General features: G+C 40.3%; 23 protein-coding genes. 22 read left to right on the top strand and 1 reads right to left on the bottom strand.

From position 1 onward, the window contains the following. The first annotated feature begins 31 nt into the window (after nt 1–31). From JOD45_RS13150 to rsmI, 3 genes are read left to right on the top strand one after another with little or no spacing between them, the layout of a single operon-like run. Entirely contained in the window at nt 32–769 is a 738-nt protein-coding gene (locus JOD45_RS13150) for a tRNA1(Val) (adenine(37)-N6)-methyltransferase (RefSeq protein WP_205004358.1), read from the top strand. Beyond that, nucleotides 756–1,040, top strand: coding sequence for a GIY-YIG nuclease family protein (locus JOD45_RS13145; protein WP_205004357.1), 285 nt, complete (start codon nt 756–758; stop codon nt 1,038–1,040). The genes JOD45_RS13150 and JOD45_RS13145 overlap by 14 nt, the downstream gene beginning before the upstream one ends. After that, entirely contained in the window at nt 1,018–1,893 is an 876-nt protein-coding gene (gene rsmI, locus JOD45_RS13140) for a 16S rRNA (cytidine(1402)-2'-O)-methyltransferase (RefSeq protein WP_205004356.1), read from the top strand. Before JOD45_RS13145 ends, rsmI begins: the two co-directional genes overlap by 23 nt. A gap of 96 nt (nt 1,894–1,989) precedes the next feature. Here the strand turns inward: rsmI and JOD45_RS13135 are convergent, their stop codons facing one another. Then, nucleotides 1,990–2,268, bottom strand: a complete 279-nt coding sequence (locus JOD45_RS13135) for an AbrB/MazE/SpoVT family DNA-binding domain-containing protein (protein ID WP_205004355.1) — start codon at nt 2,266–2,268, stop codon at nt 1,990–1,992. A 377-nt stretch (nt 2,269–2,645) separates the two neighbouring features. Between JOD45_RS13135 and metG the strand changes: the two genes are divergently transcribed. The 19 genes from metG to JOD45_RS13040 all read left to right on the top strand — a co-directional run bounded on the left by metG (nt 2,646) and on the right by JOD45_RS13040 (nt 22,014). Further along, nucleotides 2,646–4,607 carry a methionine--tRNA ligase gene (gene metG, locus JOD45_RS13130; RefSeq protein ID WP_205004371.1) on the top strand — a complete coding sequence of 654 codons (1,962 nt, stop codon included), beginning with the start codon at nt 2,646–2,648 and terminating at the stop codon, nt 4,605–4,607. 24 nt (nt 4,608–4,631) lie between these two features. Further along, nucleotides 4,632–5,408 (top strand): TatD family hydrolase, encoded by a 777-nt coding sequence (locus JOD45_RS13125; protein ID WP_205004354.1) that lies wholly within the window; start codon nt 4,632–4,634, stop codon nt 5,406–5,408. A gap of 162 nt (nt 5,409–5,570) precedes the next feature. Further along, a complete protein-coding gene (rnmV, locus tag JOD45_RS13120) occupies nt 5,571–6,131 on the top strand; it encodes a ribonuclease M5 (protein WP_205004353.1) in 561 nt (186 codons plus the stop codon). Then, complete coding sequence (rsmA, locus tag JOD45_RS13115; protein WP_205004352.1) at nt 6,124–6,996, top strand: 16S rRNA (adenine(1518)-N(6)/adenine(1519)-N(6))-dimethyltransferase RsmA; 873 nt, start codon at nt 6,124–6,126, stop codon at nt 6,994–6,996. Before rnmV ends, rsmA begins: the two co-directional genes overlap by 8 nt. A 192-nt stretch (nt 6,997–7,188) precedes the next feature. Beyond that, nucleotides 7,189–8,067 (top strand): sporulation peptidase YabG, encoded by an 879-nt coding sequence (yabG, locus tag JOD45_RS13110; protein WP_205004351.1) that lies wholly within the window; start codon nt 7,189–7,191, stop codon nt 8,065–8,067. Between the two features lie 165 nt (nt 8,068–8,232). Further along, entirely contained in the window at nt 8,233–8,490 is a 258-nt protein-coding gene (gene veg, locus JOD45_RS13105; RefSeq protein WP_205004350.1) for a biofilm formation stimulator Veg, read from the top strand. A 204-nt stretch (nt 8,491–8,694) separates the two neighbouring features. Further along, nucleotides 8,695–8,877, top strand: coding sequence for a small, acid-soluble spore protein, alpha/beta type (locus JOD45_RS13100; RefSeq protein WP_205004349.1), 183 nt, complete (start codon nt 8,695–8,697; stop codon nt 8,875–8,877). Between the two features lie 82 nt (nt 8,878–8,959). Then, nucleotides 8,960–9,829, top strand: a complete 870-nt coding sequence (ispE, locus tag JOD45_RS13095) for a 4-(cytidine 5'-diphospho)-2-C-methyl-D-erythritol kinase (protein ID WP_205004348.1) — start codon at nt 8,960–8,962, stop codon at nt 9,827–9,829. A 95-nt stretch (nt 9,830–9,924) separates the two neighbouring features. After that, complete coding sequence (gene purR / locus JOD45_RS13090) at nt 9,925–10,764, top strand: pur operon repressor (protein WP_205004347.1); 840 nt, start codon at nt 9,925–9,927, stop codon at nt 10,762–10,764. Between the two features lie 184 nt (nt 10,765–10,948). Next, entirely contained in the window at nt 10,949–11,323 is a 375-nt protein-coding gene (locus tag JOD45_RS13085; protein WP_205004370.1) for a Rid family detoxifying hydrolase, read from the top strand. Nucleotides 11,324–11,444: 121 nt separating this feature from the next. Continuing rightward, nucleotides 11,445–11,735, top strand: coding sequence for a septation regulator SpoVG (gene spoVG, locus JOD45_RS13080; protein ID WP_205004346.1), 291 nt, complete (start codon nt 11,445–11,447; stop codon nt 11,733–11,735). 185 nt (nt 11,736–11,920) lie between these two features. Next, nucleotides 11,921–13,294, top strand: coding sequence for a bifunctional UDP-N-acetylglucosamine diphosphorylase/glucosamine-1-phosphate N-acetyltransferase GlmU (gene glmU / locus JOD45_RS13075; RefSeq protein WP_205004345.1), 1,374 nt, complete (start codon nt 11,921–11,923; stop codon nt 13,292–13,294). Between the two features lie 20 nt (nt 13,295–13,314). Next, nucleotides 13,315–14,265, top strand: coding sequence for a ribose-phosphate diphosphokinase (locus tag JOD45_RS13070; protein ID WP_205004344.1), 951 nt, complete (start codon nt 13,315–13,317; stop codon nt 14,263–14,265). A gap of 59 nt (nt 14,266–14,324) precedes the next feature. Beyond that, nucleotides 14,325–14,960: a 50S ribosomal protein L25/general stress protein Ctc gene (locus JOD45_RS13065; protein ID WP_205004343.1), complete on the top strand. Its 636-nt coding sequence runs from the start codon at nt 14,325–14,327 to the stop codon at nt 14,958–14,960. An 87-nt stretch (nt 14,961–15,047) separates the two neighbouring features. Further along, nucleotides 15,048–15,608 carry an aminoacyl-tRNA hydrolase gene (gene pth / locus JOD45_RS13060; protein WP_205004342.1) on the top strand — a complete coding sequence of 187 codons (561 nt, stop codon included), beginning with the start codon at nt 15,048–15,050 and terminating at the stop codon, nt 15,606–15,608. 63 nt (nt 15,609–15,671) lie between these two features. Further along, nucleotides 15,672–15,902: an anti-sigma-F factor Fin gene (locus tag JOD45_RS13055; protein WP_205004341.1), complete on the top strand. Its 231-nt coding sequence runs from the start codon at nt 15,672–15,674 to the stop codon at nt 15,900–15,902. A gap of 54 nt (nt 15,903–15,956) precedes the next feature. After that, a complete protein-coding gene (mfd, locus tag JOD45_RS13050) occupies nt 15,957–19,496 on the top strand; it encodes a transcription-repair coupling factor (RefSeq protein WP_205004340.1) in 3,540 nt (1,179 codons plus the stop codon). 149 nt (nt 19,497–19,645) lie between these two features. Further along, nucleotides 19,646–20,182: a stage V sporulation protein T gene (gene spoVT / locus JOD45_RS13045; protein ID WP_205004339.1), complete on the top strand. Its 537-nt coding sequence runs from the start codon at nt 19,646–19,648 to the stop codon at nt 20,180–20,182. Nucleotides 20,183–20,406: 224 nt separating this feature from the next. Continuing rightward, nucleotides 20,407–22,014 (top strand): putative polysaccharide biosynthesis protein, encoded by a 1,608-nt coding sequence (locus JOD45_RS13040; RefSeq protein WP_205004338.1) that lies wholly within the window; start codon nt 20,407–20,409, stop codon nt 22,012–22,014. Nucleotide 22,015: the final 1 nt, after the last annotated feature.

The raw sequence follows: 22,015 nt of genomic DNA, 5'->3' as shown, positions 1-22,015 counted from the left end.
TGAACAGAATTAAAAGGGATGATTGAAACGTATGGTCACTCTTGGTAAAAATGAACGAATAGATGATTTGTTTGATACTAATTTGAAAATCATTCAAAGTCCAGATGTTTTTGCATTTTCATTAGATGCTGTGTTGTTAGCCAAATTTGTATACGTACCTATTCAAAAAGGTTCATTAGTTGACTTATGCACCGGGAACGGCGCGATTCCTTTCATGCTTACAACACGTACAAAAGGCCATATAACCGGCATTGAAATTCAGCCAAGACTTTACGAGATGGCAAAAAGAAGCGCTGCTTTAAACGGCTTGGAACGGCAGGTGTCATTTCTTTGTGATGATGTTAAAACAGCTCCGGAAAAGCTCGGAAAACACCAATATGATATCGTAACCTGCAACCCTCCTTATTTTCCAAAGCATCAAGCGCGTGATCGGAATTTGAATGAGCATTTGGCTATAGCTCGTCACGAAATATTTATTACATTAGAAGATGTCATTGCGGTATCAAGCCAACTGTTGAAACAAAAGGGAAAAGCGGCTTTTGTTCATCGGCCTGATCGGTTAATGGACATTATGATGTATATGCGCAAACATCGCTTAGAGCCGAAAAGGGTGCAATTTGTTTATCCGAAAAAGGGGAAAGAGGCAAATATTTTACTGATTGAAGGTACAAAGGACGGCAAAGAAGGCTTGAAAATTTTGCCCCCTGTATACGTTTACGACGAGCAAGGGCATTATACTGAGGATGTATTGGAATATGAGCGAAGGTAAATATATTGTTTATATTTTGGAATGTGCTGACGGCAGTTATTATACTGGTTATACTGTGAATATTAATCGGAGAATGGCCATGCATGAACAAGGCAAGGCTTCTAAATATACACGTTCGAGACGGCCGCTGAAATTGGTGCATCAAGAAAAGTATGAAAGCAAGTCAGATGCGCTCAAACGTGAATATGCAATCAAGCAACTAACAAGAGCTGAGAAAAAAATACTTGTAGAAGGAGGAGAGAAAGACAATGTGGATTCAACAAAGCTTTAAAGATGACAGAGCAGGCGGCGTACTGTATTTAGCGCCTACACCCATTGGCAACTTAGAAGATATCACAGTTCGGACACTCAATATTTTAAAATCCGTCGACATGATTGCTGCAGAAGACACCAGGCAAACAATGAAGCTTTGCAGTCATTTTGGCATTCATGCGCCGCTAGTGAGCTATCACGAACATAATAAAAAGACAAGCGGGGAAAAGCTTCTTAAGGAACTGAGAGAGGGCGCTGATATCGCATTAGTCACCGATGCGGGTACACCGGCAATTTCTGACCCGGGGTATGAATTGGTTGTCCAATGCATCGGTGAGCATATTCCCGTTATTCCCTTGCCAGGGGCTAATGCTGCTATCACAGGTTTAATTGCATCGGGAGTTCCCACCGATCATTTTATATTTTATGGATTTTTGCCAAGGCATCAGAAAGACAAGAAGAAAGCGTTACTTGATCTAGAAAAAAATCCTTACAGCATCATTTTTTATGAATCGCCTCACCGGGTGAAAGATACTTTAGAAATGATATTCAATGTGCTCGGGAATAGAAAAATGGCGCTTTGCAGAGAATTAACTAAGAAATATGAAACATTTGTAAGGGGCAGTGTTGAAGAAATTAAAGAATGGCTGGACAATGAAACATTAAAAGGTGAATGCTGCTTGATTGTAGAAGGGGAAAGTGAAGCGCATCAATTGAATGAAGCTTGGTGGAAGGACTTAAGTATCGAAGAGCATGTTGACTATTACGTAAAAGTTAAGAAGGAAACAAGCAAAGAAGCTATAAAACGAGTAGCTAAAGAAAGGGAAATGCCTAAAAGGGAAGTGTACCAAGCTTATCATATTGATAAATAATGCTGCGGCGGTGGACATGAAAGCAGGCGGTGCAGATTTGCCGCCTGCTTTCATGTATAAAAGAATAAAAAAATAGGTGAAGACATAGTCATCACCTTATTTCTCAAGATAATCTTGAATTTCCTTAAGAACGCGCTCAGCGCCTTCTTTGCTGAGTATCAATTTGCCGCCGTCGATACTTAAGTTATTTTCATCAGTGTCGCCAGTAATTTGGCAAGTCATGCTAGGTTTATATTTTTTAAGAACAATCTTATCATCGTCAACATAAATTTCTAAAGCGTCTTTTTCATTGATTCCTAGTGTGCGGCGCAATTCAATCGGAATAACAACGCGTCCAAGTTCGTCAACCTTTCTAACAATACCTGTTGATTTCATACTGAATTCTCCTCCCGAATGATAAAGTCCGTCATAATTCGACAAGATTTTATTTTTACTTATAATACCAGTGTTTCCGAAACTCGTCAATGTGTTTAGATCAATTTTTTTATAGATTTCTATAATATAAGCCATAAGAACTATGAAATGGGAGTTTTTATGAATTTAAAGCTATTTAAAAAAATGGATTTATCATACGTTTAAATGGTATTTTTATAATAGTATCGATTTTTCTGCATTGACAATATTCGACAATAAGCTCAAAACCTTGCCATTCTTGACATTCACTAAGCTCATTAGTATAGTTTTGTGAAAGAGATAGAGGTTTTTTTGAGCCTCTCGGACGTGTTGTTGATTGATAATTTGAGGAGGTAGGCATAGTGGAAGAACGTCAATCATTTTATATAACGACACCGATATATTATCCAAGCGGAAGGTTACATATTGGACATGCTTATACAACAGCGGCGGGAGATGCTATGGCGCGTTATAAGCGTTTGCGGGGCTACGACGTCATGTATCTGACCGGCACTGATGAACATGGGCAGAAAATTCAGCGAAAAGCTGAATCGGCGGGAGTTTCTCCTCAAGCTTATGTAGATAAAATGGCAGAAGGCATACAAACACTGTGGCGTAAATTAGACATTTCTAATGATGATTTTATTAGGACTACTGAGGACCGCCATAAAAAAGTTGTCGAAAAGATCTTTAAGAAGCTGTTGGATCAAGGGGATATTTATTTAGGAGAATACGAAGGATGGTATTGTACATCGTGTGAATCTTATTTTACAGAAATACAGCTTCAGGATGGCAAATGTCCGGATTGCGGCGGTCATGTCGAAAGGGTAAAAGAAGAATCCTACTTCTTTAAAATGAGCAAGTATGCCGATCGATTATTAAAGTACTACGAGGAACATCCTGATTTTATCCAGCCGGAATCCAGAAAAAAAGAAATGATTAATAATTTCATTAAACCTGGACTTGAGGATTTGGCTGTTTCAAGGACTGCATTTGAATGGGGAGTTAAAGTACCCGGGAATCCAAAGCATGTTGTATATGTTTGGATTGATGCGCTCTCTAATTATATCACCGCTTTGGGCTTTGGAACTGACCATGATGAAAAATTCAAGAAATTTTGGCCGGCTGATGTTCATTTAGTAGGAAAAGAAATTGTCAGGTTCCATACGATCTATTGGCCGATTATTTTAATGGCTTTGGATCTGCCATTGCCAAAAAAAGTATTTGCTCACGGCTGGCTGTTAATGAAAGACGGTAAAATGTCGAAGTCGAAGGGCAATGTCGTTGACCCTGAATCGCTTATTGACCGTTATGGATTGGATGCGCTTAGATATTATCTGCTCCGAGAAGTGCCGTTTGGTTCGGACGGTGTTTTCACCCCTGAGGGCTTTGTTGAGAGAATAAATTACGACCTGGCCAATGACTTAGGGAATTTATTAAATCGAACAGTTGCGATGATTAATAAATATTTTGATGGTCATGTCCCTGCCTACCAAGGCTATGTGACAGCTTATGATGAAAGCTTAGAGAGCTTTGTTAAAGATACCTGCGAAAAAGTTGAAAAAGAAATGGAGAATTTACAGTTCTCTGTTGTTTTATCTACGATTTGGCAGCTTGTGAGCCGAACAAATAAATATATAGATGAAACAGAGCCATGGGTGCTGGCTAAAGACGAAGAAAAGCGCAATGAATTGGCATCTGTTATGACCCATCTTGTTGAATCGTTAAGAATCATTGCTACGATGATCCAGCCTTTCTTAACTGAAGCCCCGGAAAAAATTGTTCAACAATTGGGGATAGACAAGGAATTCTTGGCAAACTGGGATAACGTCCATAAGTTTGCCTTAAGCGAAGGAAATTGGAAAGTGTCAAAAGGTGAGCCGATTTTTCCAAGATTGGATGTTGAAGAGGAAGTCGAACACATTGTCGGCTTGATGAAAGGGCTTAAGGACGACTCGGAAGAAAATAAAAAAGATCATTCAAAAGCAGAGAAAACGGATCAGATCAATATCGATGATTTTTCAAAAGTTGATCTTCGTGTAGCCGAAGTTCTTCATGCAGAAAAAGTGAAAAAGGCAGATAAGTTATTGAAATTCCAATTGGATCTTGGATACGAGAAACGCCAAGTTATTTCAGGCATTGCCAAATTCTATAAACCTGAAGAATTAATCGGTAAAAAGGTCGTCGTTGTAGCGAACTTAAAGCCTGTAAAATTAAGAGGGGAAATATCAGAAGGCATGATATTATCCGGTGAGGAAAATGGCGTCTTAAAAGTGGTAACGATCGATGCCTCCGTTCCGAACGGCGCTAAAGTGAAATAGCCTATTTGTTCAAGGAGGAAGTCTATGCTTTTTGATACGCATACGCATATTAATGCCAGAGAATTTAAAGATGATTTTAATGATGTCTTAACAAGAGCGGAAGAAGCAGGGGTATCGAATATGCTGGTGGTTGGTTTTGATCGGCCGACCATTGCAGATGCCGTTAAAATCATCGATGAATATGAGCCGATTTATGGTGCTGTAGGCTGGCATCCTGTTGACGCTGTTGATATGACAGATAAAGATTTGCAGTGGATTGAAGAATTATCAAAGCATCCTAAAGTTGTAGCGCTCGGAGAAATGGGGCTGGATTATCATTGGGACAAATCTCCTAAAGATATCCAAAAGGATGTCTTTAGAAAGCAAATTGATTTGGCTAAGCGGGTGCAGTTGCCTATCATTATCCATAATCGTGAGGCAACAGATGATATTATTCAGATTCTAAAAGAAGAAGGCGCCGAAGAAGTCGGCGGTATTATGCATTGTTTCAGCGCTGACTGGGAAGCGGCCAAGCAATGCCTTGACATGAATTTTTATATCTCATTCGGCGGTCCCGTTACATTCAAAAATGCCAGTCTTCCGAAAGAAGTTGCAGTCAAAGTCCCTGATGATAAACTGCTTATTGAAACAGATTGCCCCTATCTAAGCCCTCATCCTTACCGGGGCAAAAGAAATGAGCCTGCCCGGGTCAAGTTGGTTGCTGAAAAAATTGCTGAATTAAAAGGGATGTCTTATGAGGAGCTAGCGAAACTGACAACCGAAAATGCGAAACGATGCTTTGGCATTAAGGCATCGAGTTAGTTCCAACTTGGATAGATGCCGTCATTGTTTTTGAGCGATCATCAAAAAATAATATAGATAAAGTAATGAATACGGGCGGTCATTTCCCATGATTCAAGTGGGTAATACCGCCCGTTAAGCATGAGGAATAATAAGTGATGAGTTTGAGTTCGGGAGGTCTCTATGCATATAAAAGAAATTATTGTCGTCGAAGGCAAAAGTGATACACTGGCAATAAATCAAGCCGTCCAAGCAGATACTATCGAGACAAACGGATCTGCGGTAAATGCAAGTGTTATTGAGGCGATTCGCCTCGCACAGCAAAAACGCGGGGTGATTATTTTTACAGATCCGGATTTTCCGGGAGAAAAAATCAGAAAAACGATCAGTCAAGAGGTCCCCGGCTGCAAACACGCCTTTTTAACTAGAAAGGAAGCTTTTGGCGGGGAAAATTGCAGTTTGGGGATTGAACATGCTTCCCGCGATGCAATAAGAGAAGCGCTGTCAAAAGTTTATACAGAGGCAGAGGAACAGCCCGAGCGCATTCCGCTTAACATGCTGAGGGAATATGGCTTAACCGGCGGGGCTCATTCAAAAAGCCGCCGTGAAAAGCTTGGCGAGGCGTTAAAGATTGGTTATACAAATGGCAAACAGCTTTATAAGCGTTTGAAAATGTTTCAAGTGACCGAAGCGGAATTCAAGGAAGCCATCCAAAGGATTATAGAGGAGGAACGAAATGGATAACAAGGTATCCCATCTTAGAAAAACGACAGATGTCATAAAAAAACACCAGTTTTCTTTTAAGAAAAGTTTGGGCCAAAACTTTCTTGTTGACGAAAACATTTTGAAAAAAATTGTCTCAGCGGCTGCACTAACGCCGAACAGCGGCGTGATCGAAATCGGACCCGGTGCCGGGGCGCTAACACAATTTTTAGCGGAACAGGCGGACAAAGTGGTTGCTTTCGAAATAGATCAGCGTCTAAAGCCGATTTTGGCGGAAACGTTAAAAGATAAAGCTAACGTCAAGGTCTATTATGAGGATATTTTAAAGGCGGATTTAAAACAAGTCATTGAAAAGGAATTCACAAAAAATGATGACATAATGGTAGTCGCCAATCTTCCATATTATGTTACAACACCAATATTGATGAAATTATTAACTGATCAACTCCCTATCAGGGGAATTGTTGTCATGATCCAAAAAGAAGTTGCCGATCGATTAGAAGCAAAACCAGGTGAAAAAAGTTACGGATCATTATCTATTGCTGTCCAGTACCTCAGTGATCCTAAAGTCGTCATGACCGTACCGAAGACTGTTTTTATACCTCAACCGAACGTTGATTCGTCAGTCATTCGATTAAATATACGCGAACAAAAGAAGGTCAATGTTGAAGATGAAGATTTTTTCTTTAAAGTTGTCCGTGCAAGCTTCGCGCAAAGAAGAAAAACCCTCATGAATAATCTTCTCAATAACCTTTTTACAAAAGAAAAAAAAGAAGCGTTAAACAATGTGATGTCAGAGATTAATATTGACCCGAAGAGAAGGGGAGAAACACTTTCTATTGAGGAATTTGCCAAGTTAAGCGATGCATTGATGAAGATCAAATAAAGAAACTGTTCAAGAATTCCGGGAAAAATAGCTGTTGATACTGGTTTGAAGCTGTCGCATGGATAAGATGTTTAAGCCAGTATCACCCTATTCTATTGCATACCAAATAATAATCATGAATTGGAAATCCCCGCATATGCTGATATTAAGGCCATTAGTTGCGTTGCCTCAGTATATGTGAGGAGGATATCCATGAAGATCACTGTTGGAGATATCGTAGGAAGATTGTCTTATAAGTGTGATATCTGCTTTCGTGTTGTCAAAATCGACCCAGATAAGGAAATAGCGGAATTAGCAGGAGAAGATCTTCGGTTATATGCGGATTCGCCTATCAGTGATTTAACTTTAATACCGGAAGATGAACGGCGCATGCACGAGAAAAAGAAGCGTCAGCTTGAAGATCATTCCTATCGTTTATTTCGGCAAGATTATCAAAAACTTAAACTCAAAAGAGAGTATACCTCGACAAATGGCTATCGCTCGCGTACGGCTTATTTTGAAATGCCCGGCCGGGTTCTTCACATTGACGGTGATCCTCATTACTTAAAAAAATGTCTGCGGGTCTATGAAAAACTCGGTGTTCCAGTGCTTGGCAAACATATGAAAGAAGAAGAAATGCCTGAGAAAGTTCCTCGCTTAGTACAGCAAATACATCCAGATATTTTAGTATTAACAGGCCATGATGCCTATATGAAAAGTAAGGGAACTGAGGACGACATTAAAGCTTATCGCCATTCGGCGCATTTTATCCGAACAGTTAAGGAGGTTCGGTTTCTTTTTCCTCACCTAGATCAATTGGTTATTTTTGCAGGCGCGTGCCAATCCCATTTTGAATTGCTGATACGGGCCGGCGCCAACTTTGCCAGCTCACCAACAAGAATTAATATCCACGCTTTAGATCCAGTTTACCTCGTATCGAAAATTAGTTTTACGTCATTTATGGATTATGTAAATGTTTGGGATGTTTTAAGAAACACGCTGTCCGGCTCCGATGGCCTCGGCGGAGTGGAAACAAGAGGATCACTTCGAACAGGCATGCCATATCCGTCGTCTCAAATTGAAAAAAATTAAGAGATATTACATATTTATTTAAGGCTATGCACATAATATCACCATTAACAGCGATAATAATTGACAACATATCACAATTCTTGATATAATTTTTTCTTTTTTGATCTTGTTTGACATTTTGATATGACAATGTTATAATTTGGTTAAGCGAGGTGGATTGTTCAAATGGGAAAAACCATTAAAGATATCAAGTGCGCTTTAGATGAAAGAGTCGGAAAACGTTTAGCTTTAAAAGCAAATGGCGGCAGACGAAAAACGATTCAACGCGAAGGTGTTTTAGAAGAAACCTATCCATCTGTATTCATTATTAAGCTTGACAAAGACACCAATGCTTATGAAAGGGTATCATACAGCTATACGGATGTTTTGACTGAAACAGTTGAAATTACATTCCTAGAAGAAGCAGCAGCAAGCGGCCAGTAAGCCCACTTGCTGTTTTTTGTTGTCCTGAGATGGCGGCCGCAAATAGCTGCGGCAGGAAGCAGGTTCGGCCTCTATGAATAATCTGCGGCGCAGGAGCTGGCTTTTATGCCTTATTATATAAATCTTGGCTGAATTAGTCATTCATATAACGTCCGTTCTCTTCAAATAATAAAAATGCTCAACATTGAAGGGGGCTGGCTTGCTATGGGCAGACGCCGTGGCATTATGTCCGATGAATTGAAAGAAGAAATAGCAAAAGAGCTCGGTTTTTATGAGACCGTACAAAAGGAAGGTTGGGGCGGCATTCGAGCCCGCGACGCCGGAAATATGGTTAAAAGAGCCATTGAAATGGCAGAAGAGCAAATGCTGAAAAATGATAATAAATAATGTTGAGCAGCCGGAGCCTTGTGCTCCGGCTTTTTATTTTTTATATTAATATAAGGAAAATTAATCGAAGCGGGGGACAAATGTGAAAGTCATTGAGAGGGCGCCAGCTAAAATCAACTTATCTCTAGACGTTATCGGAAAAAGAAATGACGGCTTCCATGAAGTGAATATGGTCATGACCACGATTGACCTATGTGACAGAATAGAATGTACGGCGTTGGATACAGATCAAATAAAAATCAATTCTTCTGCTGCTTTTGTGCCGGAAGATGAAAGAAACTTCGCTTACCAAGCCGCCCAGCTGATTAAGAAAAAATATAACATCCGTCAAGGCGTTATGATTAATATTTCAAAGGAAATTCCTGTAGCAGCAGGGTTAGCCGGCGGCAGCAGCGATGCAGCGGCCACCATTCGCGCTTTAAATAAAATGTGGGATCTGAAAATGTCAATTGAGGAAATGATGGATCTTGGAGCGAAAGTAGGTTCAGATGTTCCTTTTTGTGTCATTGGCGGTACCGCAATAGCTGCCGGCCGGGGCGAAAAATTAACTCCAATTGCTTCCCCGCCGCCTTGCTGGGTCATATTAGCGAAACCCTCAGTATCTGTATCAACAGCTGAAATTTACAGGTCATTGTCATTAAGTACAGCGCCTCATCCGGATGTTGAGGGAATGGTAAAAGCTATCGAAAATCAGGATTACTTAAAGATTTGCGCCTTATTAGGCAATACACTAGAATCGGTGACGCTCTCTAAAGTCCAAGAAGTGAGCCAAATTAAAGAACATATGAAACAAATGGGCGCTGATGGTGTATTAATGAGCGGAAGCGGACCAACTGTATTTGGCTTAACACGCTATGAATCCAGAATGCAAAGAATTTATAACAGTCTTAAAGGATATTGTCCTTATGTATATGCTGTTCACTTGTGCGGTGGAATGGAACAGCTTGAATAAACCATACTGTAGGTGTAAGATTTAATTTAAGTACGTGTTCGGAGTGAGGAGAAGATTTAACCTCTTTTAAGTAACACTTGATTTGGAGGATGAAAATGAAGCTTAAGCGAAGCAGCAGGTTAATTGATATGACCGGCTATTTATTGCAACATCCGCATCAAATTGTTTCGCTTTCCTATTTTTCAGATCGTTATGATTCAGCGAAGTCGTCTATCAGCGAAGATTTAAGCATCGTCAAAGAAAATTTTGAATCACAGGGCATAGGACGGTTAGAGACGATTGCCGGTGCTTCCGGCGGCGTGAAATATATTCCATTCATGGATAAAAAGGATGCTGAAGCCTTTTTGCGATTGTTAAGTGAACAATTATCACAAACCGATCGTTTGTTGCCTGGCGGTTATTTATACATGACGGATATCCTTGGGCAGCCATCTTTCATCAACGAGATTGGCAAAATGATTGCTTCTGTCTATTCCAGCCATTCCATTGATGTTGTCATGACAATGGAAACCAAAGGGATTCCTTTGGCGTTTGCAGCGGCTTCTCAACTTAACGTTCCGGTCATTATCGTCAGACGAAGCATTAAAGTCACTGAAGGCTCCACTGTAAGCATCAATTACGTTTCTGGTTCGTCAAAACGCATACAAACTATGGTTTTGCCTAGAAGGAGTTTAATCCCCGGTTCAAAAGTATTAATTATTGACGATTTTATGAAAGCTGGAGGAACAATGAAAGGCATGGCGAATTTACTTAAGGAGTTTGATGCTGAAGTTGCTGGAATGGCTGTTCTGGTCGAAACAAAAAGTGAAGAACCAAAGCTTGTAGATAATTACTTATCACTTTTAAAATTATCTATGACGGAGGAAGAAGAAAAGTTTGTTATTGAACATGGCAACTACTTTCAATACTACAACGAACGCATCTTCTCGAAATAACGAGCCCAAAAGCGGAATAAATATTGGCGAAGCAGCCGAATAAAAGTTTCAAACGGCTGCAAGCGGCGATGAGTGGAGGACAGTTGTTTTGAATAAAAGAACGGGAGACCTCTTCATACATGACAACATCGCTCATTCGCCAATTATCCCCATCTCTTTAGACAAGCTGCAAGGAGGAAATAATGTGAAATCAACCCATACTGTCTCAGCTCCGGCTGCAATCGGACCATATTCTCAAGGAGTCATTGTTAATAATATTTTTTACAGCTCCGGACAGATCCCTCTTCGTCCAAACGGCGAATTGGCAAGTGAAAATCTTGAGGAACAGGTTCACCAAGTTTTTTCAAATATTAAAGCTGTATTAGAAAGCGCCGGAGCTTCATTAGATACTGTTGTAAAGACAACGTTATTTATTAAAGACATGAATGACTTTCCAACAATTAACGAAATTTATGGCACATATTTCAATCAACACCTTCCAGCCCGTTCTTGTGTTGAAGTTTCGAGGCTTCCTAAAGATGTAAAGATTGAAATGGAAGTTATAGCTCTTGTGAAATAGGAAGAAAGAATCACATCTGTCATAAAAATTTTGACTTTTTTCATTTTGTTGAAGGATTTAGCCACTTTTTGTTGAATGATTGTTATAGTCTCTTATTTATGGTAAAAGGTGGTGCCTAAAAATGGAAGTAACAGATGTAAGATTACGTCGTGTGAATACTGACGGACGTATGAAGGCCATTGCTTCAATTACAATTGACAACGAATTTGTTGTCCATGATATTCGTGTTATCGACGGAAATAACGGGATGTTTGTAGCTATGCCTAGCAAGCGCACTCCAGACGGTGAGTTTCGCGATATCGCTCACCCAATCACGTCAAATACTCGTGAAAAAATACAAACGGCGGTATTGGAAGAATACCAGCGTGTAGGTGAAGTTGAATCCGCTTACGAAGAAGCGGGTGCTTCATAAGGTTAAAAAAGGAGAAAGGAACCTAATTTTTGTTATTGGGTTCCTTTCTCTTTTTTTGGGTTTTCTTGAAAAAACACTTTATTTGAGCTATAGTCATAATGGATGAAAAGGTATTTATCATAGATATTCAAACAGTTAGAAAAGTATTCATAAGTTTTTAACATGTGTACAATGGAGGTCTCCAAATGTCTAAGCGTTACGCTGTCATTCTTGCTGCCGGCCAAGGGACAAGAATGAAGTCAAAACTATACAAAGTATTGCACCCTGTTTGCGGAAAGCCAATGATTCAACACATAGTGGATCAAGTAAGCGGTTTAAATTTTGAAAAGATTGTTACTATCATAGGCCACGGTGCTGAAGCTGTCAAGGAACAGCTCGGAAATTCAGTAGAATATGCCCTCCAGGCGGAACAATTAGGAACTGCACATGCTGTTAAGCAGGCTGCTGATGCTCTTAAAGGGCTTGAGGGAACAACGGTTGTCCTTTGCGGGGACACGCCTCTTATTCAGAGGGAGACGATTGATGCCCTTTTAAGCCATCATGAAAAAGAAGCAGCTGCCGCAACGATTTTAACAGCTTTCGCTGAAAATCCTTCAGGTTATGGCAGAGTCATCCGCAATGAAAATCAGCTGGTTGAACGGATTGTTGAAGATAAGGATGCCTTGCCGCAAGAAAAAGAAATTAAAGAAATTAATACAGGCATTTACTGCTTTGATAATCAAAAGCTATTTCATTCGCTCGAAAAGGTAAATAATAATAATGTTCAAGGCGAATATTACTTACCGGATGTCATTGAAATTCTGCAGAATGAAGGCGAAAAAATTGCCGCCTTTATGGCTGATGCCTTTGAAGAAACGATCGGCGTTAATGATAGAATAGCCCTATCACAAGCGGAATCATTTATGAGAAAAAGAATCAATGAGTATCATATGAGACAAGGTGTAACAATCATTAATCCTGATGATACTTACATTTCAGCGGATGCTGTTATCGGCAGCGATACAACCATTTACCCGGGCACCACGATTAAGGGCGAGACAAAGATAGCCGGAAACTGTATAATCGGCCCATATACAGAAATCAAAGACAGTGAAATAGGCAGCAGGACGCACATTAAACAATCTGTCGTCCATGACAGCCAAATCGGCGACGATGTTAATATTGGACCGTTTGCACATATACGCCCGCTTTCCAAAATTGGACATGAAGTCAAAATCGGCAACTTTGTTGAGGTGAAAAAGTCAACTGTCGGCGACGGAAGCAAAGCTTCTCACCTTAGCTATGTAGGCGATGCTGAAGTGGGCAGCGGCGTTAATTTGGGCTGCGGCTCAATTACAGTTAATTATGACGGTAAGAATAAACACTTAACCAAAATTGAAGATGGGGCATTTATCGGCTGTAATGTAAATCTTGTAGCTCCAGTAACGGTTGGCAAAGACGCGTTTGTGGCCGCAGGCTCTACGATTACCAGCACGGTTAATGACAAAGCGCTTGCTATTGCCAGATCGCGTCAAGTGAACAAAGAAAATTATGTCGAAAAGTTAAATTTAAAGAAATAAGCGACGGAGGGACCATAAGAATGGCCAGTTATTTAGATCCAAATTTAAAAGTTTTTTCTCTGAATTCAAACCGGGAATTAGCTAAAGAGATGGCTGAACATATAGGCATCAATCTTGGCAAGTGTTCAGTGTCATCATTCAGCGACGGGGAAATTCAAATTAATATTGAGGAAAGTGTTCGCGGTTGTGACGTTTATGTCATTCAATCCACATGCGATCCTGTTAATAAGCATATAATGGAACTTCTCATTATGATTGATGCTTTAAAAAGGGCATCTGCTAGAACAATTAATGTGGTCCTTCCATATTACGGATATGCCCGTCAGGATCGAAAAGCCCGGGCGAGAGAGCCTATTACGGCCAAATTAATCGCAAATTTATTAGAAACTGCGGGCGCAACCCGGGTCATTACAATGGATCTACATGCCACTCAAATTCAAGGATTCTTTGATATTCCTGTTGATAATTTGCTTGGTGTACCAATTTTATCAGATTATTTCTTAACAAAAGAGTTAAACGACATAGTTGTTGTATCGCCTGACCATGGCGGCGTAACAAGAGCAAGAAAAATGGCTGACCGCTTAAAAGCGCCGATTGCTATTATTGATAAAAGAAGACCGAAGCCTAATGTTGCCGAAGTTATGAATATCATAGGCAATATTGAAGGAAAAACAGCGATTATCATTGATGATATTATTGATACGGCTGGAACGATCACTTTGGCTGCGAATGCTTTAATTGAAAATGGCGCTAAGAAAGTATTTGCTTGTTGCACCCATCCCGTACTTTCAGGTCCTGCCATTGAAAGAATTGATAATTCCTGCATCAGTGAATTAGTTGTAACAAATACCATTCCATTGCCGGAACAAAAGCAAATTGATAAGATTACTCCGTTGTCAGTAGCGCCGCTTTTAGGCGAAGCCGTCATTCGTGTCCACGAAAAATTATCTGTAAGCAAATTGTTTGATTAATATAGGTTTGAAACTGATAGAAATAGGGTAAGAGTATATAATAGAAAGGGAGTGTCTTTATGTCAACTTTGAACGTTATTAATCGTGATAAAAAGAAAAAGTCAATAACGAAAGGTTTAAGGCGTAAAGGAAAGATACCTGCTATTGTATACGGAAAAGATATCAGCAATCAAACGATTGCAGTGGATGAAGGCGATATGCTGCGTCTATTAAGGAACGAAGGACGCAATGCTATTATTAAATTAGAATTGGATAATGGCCAGGCTTATTCTGTTATGGCGCATGATATCCAATTTGACCATTTAAAAGATGAAATTGTTCATATTGATTTTGTAAAAATCGATATGAAATCTGAAGTCGATACGCTTGTTCCTGTAACATTAAAGGGGGAATCCGTCGGCGAGAAAGAAGGCGGGATCGTTGAGCAGTCGCTGGTTGAGTTAAATGTAAGAGCGCTGCCTTCCAATATTCCAAATCATATTGAAGCGGATATCTCCGAACTCAAGATTGGCGATTCAATAAGGGTTGCCGATATTTCGGATAAGCTTGATGTAGAAGTGCTTAATGATGAAAATGATGTCATTGCCTCAATTCAGCCTCCGACAACGCTTAAAGAGGAAACAGATGATGATGCGCCGGAAGAGCCGGAAGTCATTAATGAAAAAGGTTCAGGCGGCAACGGAGACGAAGAGTAAATATTTTAAACAACAGGCGCAACCTGTTAGGTTGCGCCGTTTAACTATGTATCATGATTTTTAATTTTGCATGAGGAGTGCCTTATATTGAAACTTATCGTTGGTTTAGGGAATCCAGGTTCTAAATATGAGCACACAAGACATAATATAGGCTTTGAAGTGATTGATGCTTTATCAGAACAGCACCAGCTGCCTTTAACAAAAACAAAGTTTAATGCATTATATGGAAAAGGGAAGATTAATAACGAAGATGTTCTTCTTGTAAAACCTTTGACTTACATGAATTTGTCCGGTGAAGCCGTTGCCCCTTTAATGAACTTCTATAAATTATCAATGGACGATTTACTCGTCATTTATGATGACATGGACTTGGCAGTTGGAAAAATAAGACTTCGACAAAAAGGCAGTGCCGGCGGGCATAACGGCATAAAATCATTGATTGCCCATTTAGGAACCCAAGATTTTAAAAGAATCAGAGTCGGCATTGGCAGACCGGACGGCAGACAGCCCGTTATTGACTATGTATTGCAGCGCTTTGGCGAAGACGAAATGGACACGATTTCTCAAGTGATTAAAAAGGCTCAGGAAGCTTGTGTGTACTGGACAAAACATCCATTCGATCTCGTTATGAATCGCTTTAATAGCTGAATAAAAAAAGTGCATTAAGACCATACTACTCCTAGCAGAACCTATGTTAGGAGGTCGAATACTATGGATGTCTACTATACATGCCGCCATTGCGGTACGAAAGTGGGACATATCCAGGGCGACGCTTTCCATGCTCATCAGTTAGGGTTCGATCATTTAACCGTTGAAGAACGCGAAACAATGATACGCTATGATCATAGCGGCAATATTCATGTACAAACTATATGTGAAGATTGTCAGGAAGCATTAGAAAGAAACCCCGAATTTCACCAGTGGGATACATTTATACAGTGAGAGTCGCTTTGGTTATAGCCAAAGCATTTTTCTGCTTAAAGGGAGGGGATTCCTATGTTGGGGTTGGAACGATATTTTTCAGACAACTTAACTGATTTAGATACAATACTTGATGGTTTTAACAGCGGCATGAAACAGCAGCTTGTTTCCGGATTAACAAACGCAGCTAAGTCGTTATGGATGGCCTCTGTTTACAAGAGGCGAAAAAAGACGCTGCTCATTGTTACTCATAATCTGTATCAAGCTCAAAAGCTTTATGATGATTTAGAGGAGTGCCTGAATGCTGATGAGGTCTATTTATACCCGGTAAATGATTTAATAGCCTCTGAAATTTCAATAGCCAGTCCGGAACTGCGCGGGCAGCGAATAGAAGTATTAAATCTATTAGCCCAAAATAAGAAAGGCGTTATTATTGCTCCGATAGCCGCTGTCAAAAGATACCTTGCCCCTGAAAAGTTATGGGCATCCAGCCTCGTTCACCTGAAAGTCGGCAGTGCTATTGATCTTGATTCAATCATCAAGACATTGACTGCAATAGGTTATGAAAGAGAAACAATGGTTAACGGGCCCGGAGAATTTAGTGTCCGGGGCGGGATCATTGATATTTATCCATTAACTGAAGATTACCCAGTAAGAATAGAACTGTTCGATGATGAAGTTGATTCGATCCGCTATTTTGATAGCGATACACAAAGATCTGAAGAGAAAATAGAAGAGATCACGATTGGACCTGCCAAGGAATTGATTTTATATGAAGATCAATATGAATTGGCGGCTGAGAGGCTAGGTAACGAGCTCGCCAATACATTAAATAAGGTTAAAGACAAGCAAGTGAAAGAGCTGCTTACGGAGCATGTCGGCTATGAAATTGAACAATTGAAAGAACACCAGTCATTTCAAGGCAATGCAAAATATACAACGCTTTTTTATGAAACTGAAGCAACGCTTTTGGATTATTTGCCAAAGGATGCCCTTATTGTTACCGATGAAATTAGTAGAGTTCAAGAAATGTCCGAACAACTTGATAAGGAAGAAGCGGAATGGCAAACAGCATTATTGCAAAAAGGCGAGGTTGTTTCAGGTGTCAGCCTGTCTTTAAGTTGGCAAGATCTTCACCAAGCGCTTAAACATCCAGTATTATACATGTCTTTATTTCTCCGGCATCATGGACAAATCCAACCGGAAAACATTGTTAATATATCCTGTCGTTCTATGCAAAACTTCCATGGGCAAATCAATGTATTAAAGCATGAGTGCGAACGATGGGAAAAGGGAAATTATGCGGTAGTGATGCTGGCGGCAAATCATGATCGCGCAAAGCGTATGGAAAATGTTTTGCAGGATTATGGTATTGATGCCCAAGTAGTTGAAGATCAGACAAGGCCGGTGCCGGGAAAAAGGCAAATTATTATCGGCTATATCGACGGCGGCTTTGAACTCCCGCAGCAGAAACTGGTTGTCATTACTGAAAAAGAAATTTTTGCTAATAAGGCTCCGAAAACATCAAGGCGCCAAAAGAAAATTTCAAGTGCAGAGCGGCTGAAAAATTACAATGAATTAAAAGTAGGCGATTATGTCGTTCATGTTGATCATGGGATTGGCAAATATATAGGGATTGAGACTCTAGAAGTCAATGGCATTCATAAAGACTACCTGCAAATCGTTTATAAAGGCAATGATAAGCTGTATGTTCCGGTTGAAAATATTGACCAAGTGCAGAAGTATATAGGATCTGAAGGAAAGGAACCTAAATTATATGCGCTTGGAGGAAGTGAATGGAAGCGGGTTAAAAGCAAAGCGAGATCCTCTGTGCAAGACATCGCTGATGACCTGATTAAGCTTTACGCGGAACGCGAAGCGAGCCAAGGGCATGCTTTCCAAAAGGATGGCCCGGAACAGCGCGAGTTTGAGGCAGCTTTCCCTTACCAAGAAACCGAAGACCAGCTGCAAGCGATTGAAGAAATCAAGAAAGATATGGAAAACATTAAACCAATGGACCGTTTGTTATGCGGGGATGTAGGTTACGGTAAGACTGAGGTGGCGCTCAGGGCTGCCTTTAAAGCGATTGCTGAAGGTAAGCAAGTGGCGTTTCTGGTTCCGACGACGATCCTTGCTCAGCAGCATTATGAAACGGCAAAAGAACGCTTTGAAGGCTTCGCGGTTAATATTAGAGTCTTGAGCCGGTTCGGCACCCGGAAAGAGCATCAAGAGACGATTAAAGGGCTAAAAAAGGGTACGATTGATATGGTTGTCGGCACCCATAGACTATTATCTAAGGATGTTGTTTTTAAAGATTTAGGTTTGCTGATCGTAGACGAAGAGCAGAGATTTGGTGTAACGCATAAAGAAAAAATTAAGAAAATGAAGGCTAATGTTGATGTATTGACGCTTACCGCGACACCTATACCGCGAACCTTGCATATGTCGATGCTTGGCGTCCGTGATTTGTCAATCATTGAAACACCTCCGGAAAATCGCTTCCCAGTGCAAACTTACGTAACGGAATACAGCGGAACATTAGTTCGTGAAGCGATTGAAAGGGAATTGGCCAGGGATGGACAAGTATATTTTCTTTACAATCGTGTCGAATCCATTCAAAGGATGGCTGAACAGATTTCAGCCCTTGTTCCGGATGCTCGTGTCGTCTATGCCCACGGCCAAATGAAAGAAAATGAGCTGGAAGCTGTTATGGTTGATTTTCTTGAAGGGGCCTATGATGTGCTGGTCAGTACAACGATTATTGAAACGGGTGTTGATATACCTAATGTCAATACATTGATTGTCTATGACGCAGATCGAATGGGGCTCTCCCAGTTATACCAATTGCGCGGGCGTGTCGGGCGTTCTAACCGTGTGGCCTATGCCTATTTTACGTATCAACGGGATAAAGTAGTTAATGAAGTTGCCGAGAAGCGCTTGCAGGCTATTAAGGAATTTACGGAACTCGGCTCTGGATTTAAAATTGCGATGCGCGACCTTTCGATTCGGGGCGCGGGCAACTTGCTGGGCGCTCAACAGCATGGGTTTATTGATTCAGTTGGATTTGATTTGTATTCAAAAATGCTGAAAGATGCAATTGAGGAAAGAAAAGGGTCTGCGGCGCCGAAACGAGAACATCAAGTGAATATTTCAGTTGATGCTGATGCCTATATCCCGGATACCTACATTGAAGACTCCTTGCAGAAAATTGATATGTATAAAAAGTTTAAATCTATTGAAACGTTAAATGACATTGATGAACTTCACGATGAGATGGTCGACCGCTTCGGCGATTATCCTCAAGAAGTTGCCGATTTATTTACTGTTGCTAAATTGAATGTCATTGCCCATGAATTGGGGATTGAAACAATTAAACAAAACAATAATCAATTGACGCTTATTTTCTCCGAAGAAGGATCTGAGAAAATTGACCGCGTTAAATTATTTGAAGTCGTCAGCGAGAGGGGACGGCAAATGGGCATCGGCGCTGATGGCCAAAAAATTAAATTAACGCTAAAAGTCGATAAATCATCGTCAAGTAAGCAGTTAAACGACTTCTATAACTTGATCGAAAAAATTTATGAAGGGCAATCCCACATTCCTGTTGCAAACTAATACACATCCAGCTTTCAGGCTTAGTAATAATTTTAAAAGCATGCATAGTTATGGAAACGACGTAAATAATAAGAGCAAGAAATATTACAATATTTACTTATAATCCTTAGTCATAATTTTTGAAAGCGAAAGCGAGGGCATCTTAGAATATGAAAGCAACAGGAATAGTACGTCGTATCGATGACTTAGGGCGTGTAGTCATTCCAAAGGAAATTCGCAGAACGTTACGCATAAGAGAAGGGGATCCTTTAGAGATTTTTGTAGACCGAGAAGGCGAAGTCATTTTAAAGAAATACTCTCCTATAAGCGAATTAGGGGATTTTGCACAAGAATATGCTGAAGCATTGGCTGAGAATTCCGGGAGCGTAGCGTTAATTGCTGACCGTGACGCTATCATAGCTGTTTCCGGAGGGGCGAAGAAAGATTATTTAGATAAAAATATCTCCAGTACCGTTGAAAAAGTAATGGATAATCGTAAATCTGTTCAAGAAGAAAAAAGCAGCGTTGAATTAGTTGAAGGTACTGGAGAAGTATCGGGCCCCTATGTGATTTCGCCAATTATTTCCGGCGGCGATCCCATAGGCGCAGTCATGTTAATAGCCAAAGACAATAATACATTAGGGGAAGTCGAGCTAAAGCTTGCCGAAACTGCTGCGGGCTTTCTTGCAAGGCAAATGGAATCATGACCATAACTCTCTTGAATGAAACGCCAATACCGCAGCATTCTTTGAGTGTCAGTTGCGAACTGCGAAAGAAGCACTAAAATATATATTATTATTTAATACCAACTCGCCATCGGGCGAGTTTTATTTATCTATTTTTGATATAATAAGACCCAGTTTAAGAAAAGTTGGTTTGCAAACAGCGGGAGGAACTTCCCGTTTTTAAGGATTGAAAAGGTGAATGGATCATGAAGCATCATATCTGGAGAGGGGCTCTTACTTTAAGCATCGCTGCGATGATAGTAAAGGTCCTCAGTGCTGTCTATAGGCTTCCTTATCAGAATTTGGCAGGTGATATCGGCTTTTACGTTTATCAACAAATTTACCCCTTTTATTCTCTGGCTGTTGTGATGGGAGGGACAAGCTTTCCGATCCTCATCTCTAAATTAATGGCTGAACAATCAGTTCATGATTCTAAGGGACAGCGTCATGTCATTGCCAATGCCAGTATAGCGGTCAGCGGAATTTCTTTATTGTTGTTTATCATTTTATTCGCAGGGGCTGAACAGGTGGCTAAGCTGATGGCTGATCCCCTTTTAGCAACACCGATCCGGACGATATCTTTTATTTATCTTTTCGTTCCTTTTCTTGCCGTGTTGCGGGGTTATTTTCAGGGCAGCTTTTATAATATGACGCCTACTGCCGCATCCCAAGTAGGCGAGCAAGCATTGCGGGTAGGTGTTATTTTAGGATTGTCAGTTCTCTTGTTCTACAAAAGCGGGACGCCTTATCAGTTTGGAACCGCTGCAGCTTTTGGTTCTATGGCAGCGCCGGCAGCTTCGGTTTTTATCCTTTTTGTTTATTTTTTTAAGACACAAAAAGAACAACGAATCCGGCCTTTTGAAGATGATGTCAAAGGATCCGGACATATACATTTTGATTTCTGCTTAATAAAGAGGCTGTTAAAAGAAGGGGCTGCCTTTACTTTAACCTCTTTGACATTAGTTTCATTTCAATTTATTGATACGATTTCACTTGTACCGCTTCTTAAGCATTTTCATTGGTCTCATCCGAGAGCATTGGAAGGCGTTTACGACCGGTCTTTTCCAATCATCCAGATTGGGGCGACTGTAGCGGGGGCATTAACAGCCGCGATTGTACCAGCGGTTGCTCAAATAAGAAAAAAAACGCCTGATGCCGAGCTGAAAGGCCAGCTTAGTTTTTCCTTGCGCATTTTTATAACGCTTGGATTAGCTGCTGCGGCAGGATTAGCGATGATTGCAGGCGAAACAAACCATATGTTATTTAAAGATACCAAAGGGACCCTGTCAATTTGTTTCATGTCTTTCAACCTTTTATGGATGATAATGATTATACCGTCAGCAGGTGTTTTGCAAGGAGGGACATCCATCTGGCGGCCCGTTATATATTTATTAGCGGCTCTTATTATTAAGGTCGGTTTAAATATTATCCTTGTACCTGAGTTTGGTATTACCGGTGCCGCTGTTGCTACGAGTGCTTCTATGGGATTCTGTGCCTATTTAAATGTAAAGCAAGTGAAAAAGATCTATCACATTCACATTTTTGATTTAAAACATAAATGGAAGCTAGCGCTTTCTATATCATTTATGGCCATTTCCATTTTTATTTTGAAAACGTTATTTATGATTTTAAATATTAATGAACAATCCCGTATTCACGCTGCTGTTGTTGCTATGTCAAGTGTATTAATCGGGGCAGCCGTTTTTTTATTATCCATTGTTCAATTGAAATTCTTTAATGAAAAAGAGCTTAAAAAATTGCCAATGATAGATAGATGGCTTGGCAAAGTGAAGAATGCTTCGGTTAAGGAGTGAG

This window comes from Scopulibacillus daqui (assembly GCF_016908855.1).
Taxonomy (GTDB): domain Bacteria; phylum Bacillota; class Bacilli; order Bacillales; family Sporolactobacillaceae; genus Scopulibacillus_A; species Scopulibacillus_A daqui.
This window is presented reverse-complemented; position numbering and strand designations above follow the sequence as displayed.

Bases quoted from the DNA above. Each gene is read 5' to 3' on its own strand.
- rnmV (WP_205004353.1), top strand. From the start codon at position 5,571: ATGCATATAAAAGAAATTATTGTCGTCGAAGGCAAAAGTGATACACTG.
- JOD45_RS13040 (WP_205004338.1), top strand. From the start codon at position 20,407: ATGAAGCATCATATCTGGAGAGGGGCTCTTACTTTAAGCATCGCTGCG.
- glmU (WP_205004345.1), top strand. From the start codon at position 11,921: ATGTCTAAGCGTTACGCTGTCATTCTTGCTGCCGGCCAAGGGACAAGA.
- yabG (WP_205004351.1), top strand. From the start codon at position 7,189: ATGAAGATCACTGTTGGAGATATCGTAGGAAGATTGTCTTATAAGTGT.
- JOD45_RS13100 (WP_205004349.1), top strand. From the start codon at position 8,695: ATGGGCAGACGCCGTGGCATTATGTCCGATGAATTGAAAGAAGAAATA.
- purR (WP_205004347.1), top strand. From the start codon at position 9,925: ATGAAGCTTAAGCGAAGCAGCAGGTTAATTGATATGACCGGCTATTTA.
- veg (WP_205004350.1), top strand. From the start codon at position 8,233: ATGGGAAAAACCATTAAAGATATCAAGTGCGCTTTAGATGAAAGAGTC.
- rsmI (WP_205004356.1), top strand. From the start codon at position 1,018: ATGTGGATTCAACAAAGCTTTAAAGATGACAGAGCAGGCGGCGTACTG.
- JOD45_RS13150 (WP_205004358.1), top strand. From the start codon at position 32: ATGGTCACTCTTGGTAAAAATGAACGAATAGATGATTTGTTTGATACT.
- spoVG (WP_205004346.1), top strand. From the start codon at position 11,445: ATGGAAGTAACAGATGTAAGATTACGTCGTGTGAATACTGACGGACGT.
- spoVT (WP_205004339.1), top strand. From the start codon at position 19,646: ATGAAAGCAACAGGAATAGTACGTCGTATCGATGACTTAGGGCGTGTA.
- JOD45_RS13055 (WP_205004341.1), top strand. From the start codon at position 15,672: ATGGATGTCTACTATACATGCCGCCATTGCGGTACGAAAGTGGGACAT.
- mfd (WP_205004340.1), top strand. From the start codon at position 15,957: ATGTTGGGGTTGGAACGATATTTTTCAGACAACTTAACTGATTTAGAT.
- JOD45_RS13070 (WP_205004344.1), top strand. From the start codon at position 13,315: ATGGCCAGTTATTTAGATCCAAATTTAAAAGTTTTTTCTCTGAATTCA.
- JOD45_RS13065 (WP_205004343.1), top strand. From the start codon at position 14,325: ATGTCAACTTTGAACGTTATTAATCGTGATAAAAAGAAAAAGTCAATA.
- JOD45_RS13125 (WP_205004354.1), top strand. From the start codon at position 4,632: ATGCTTTTTGATACGCATACGCATATTAATGCCAGAGAATTTAAAGAT.
- rsmA (WP_205004352.1), top strand. From the start codon at position 6,124: ATGGATAACAAGGTATCCCATCTTAGAAAAACGACAGATGTCATAAAA.
- JOD45_RS13145 (WP_205004357.1), top strand. From the start codon at position 756: ATGAGCGAAGGTAAATATATTGTTTATATTTTGGAATGTGCTGACGGC.
- JOD45_RS13135 (WP_205004355.1), bottom strand. From the start codon at position 2,268: ATGAAATCAACAGGTATTGTTAGAAAGGTTGACGAACTTGGACGCGTT.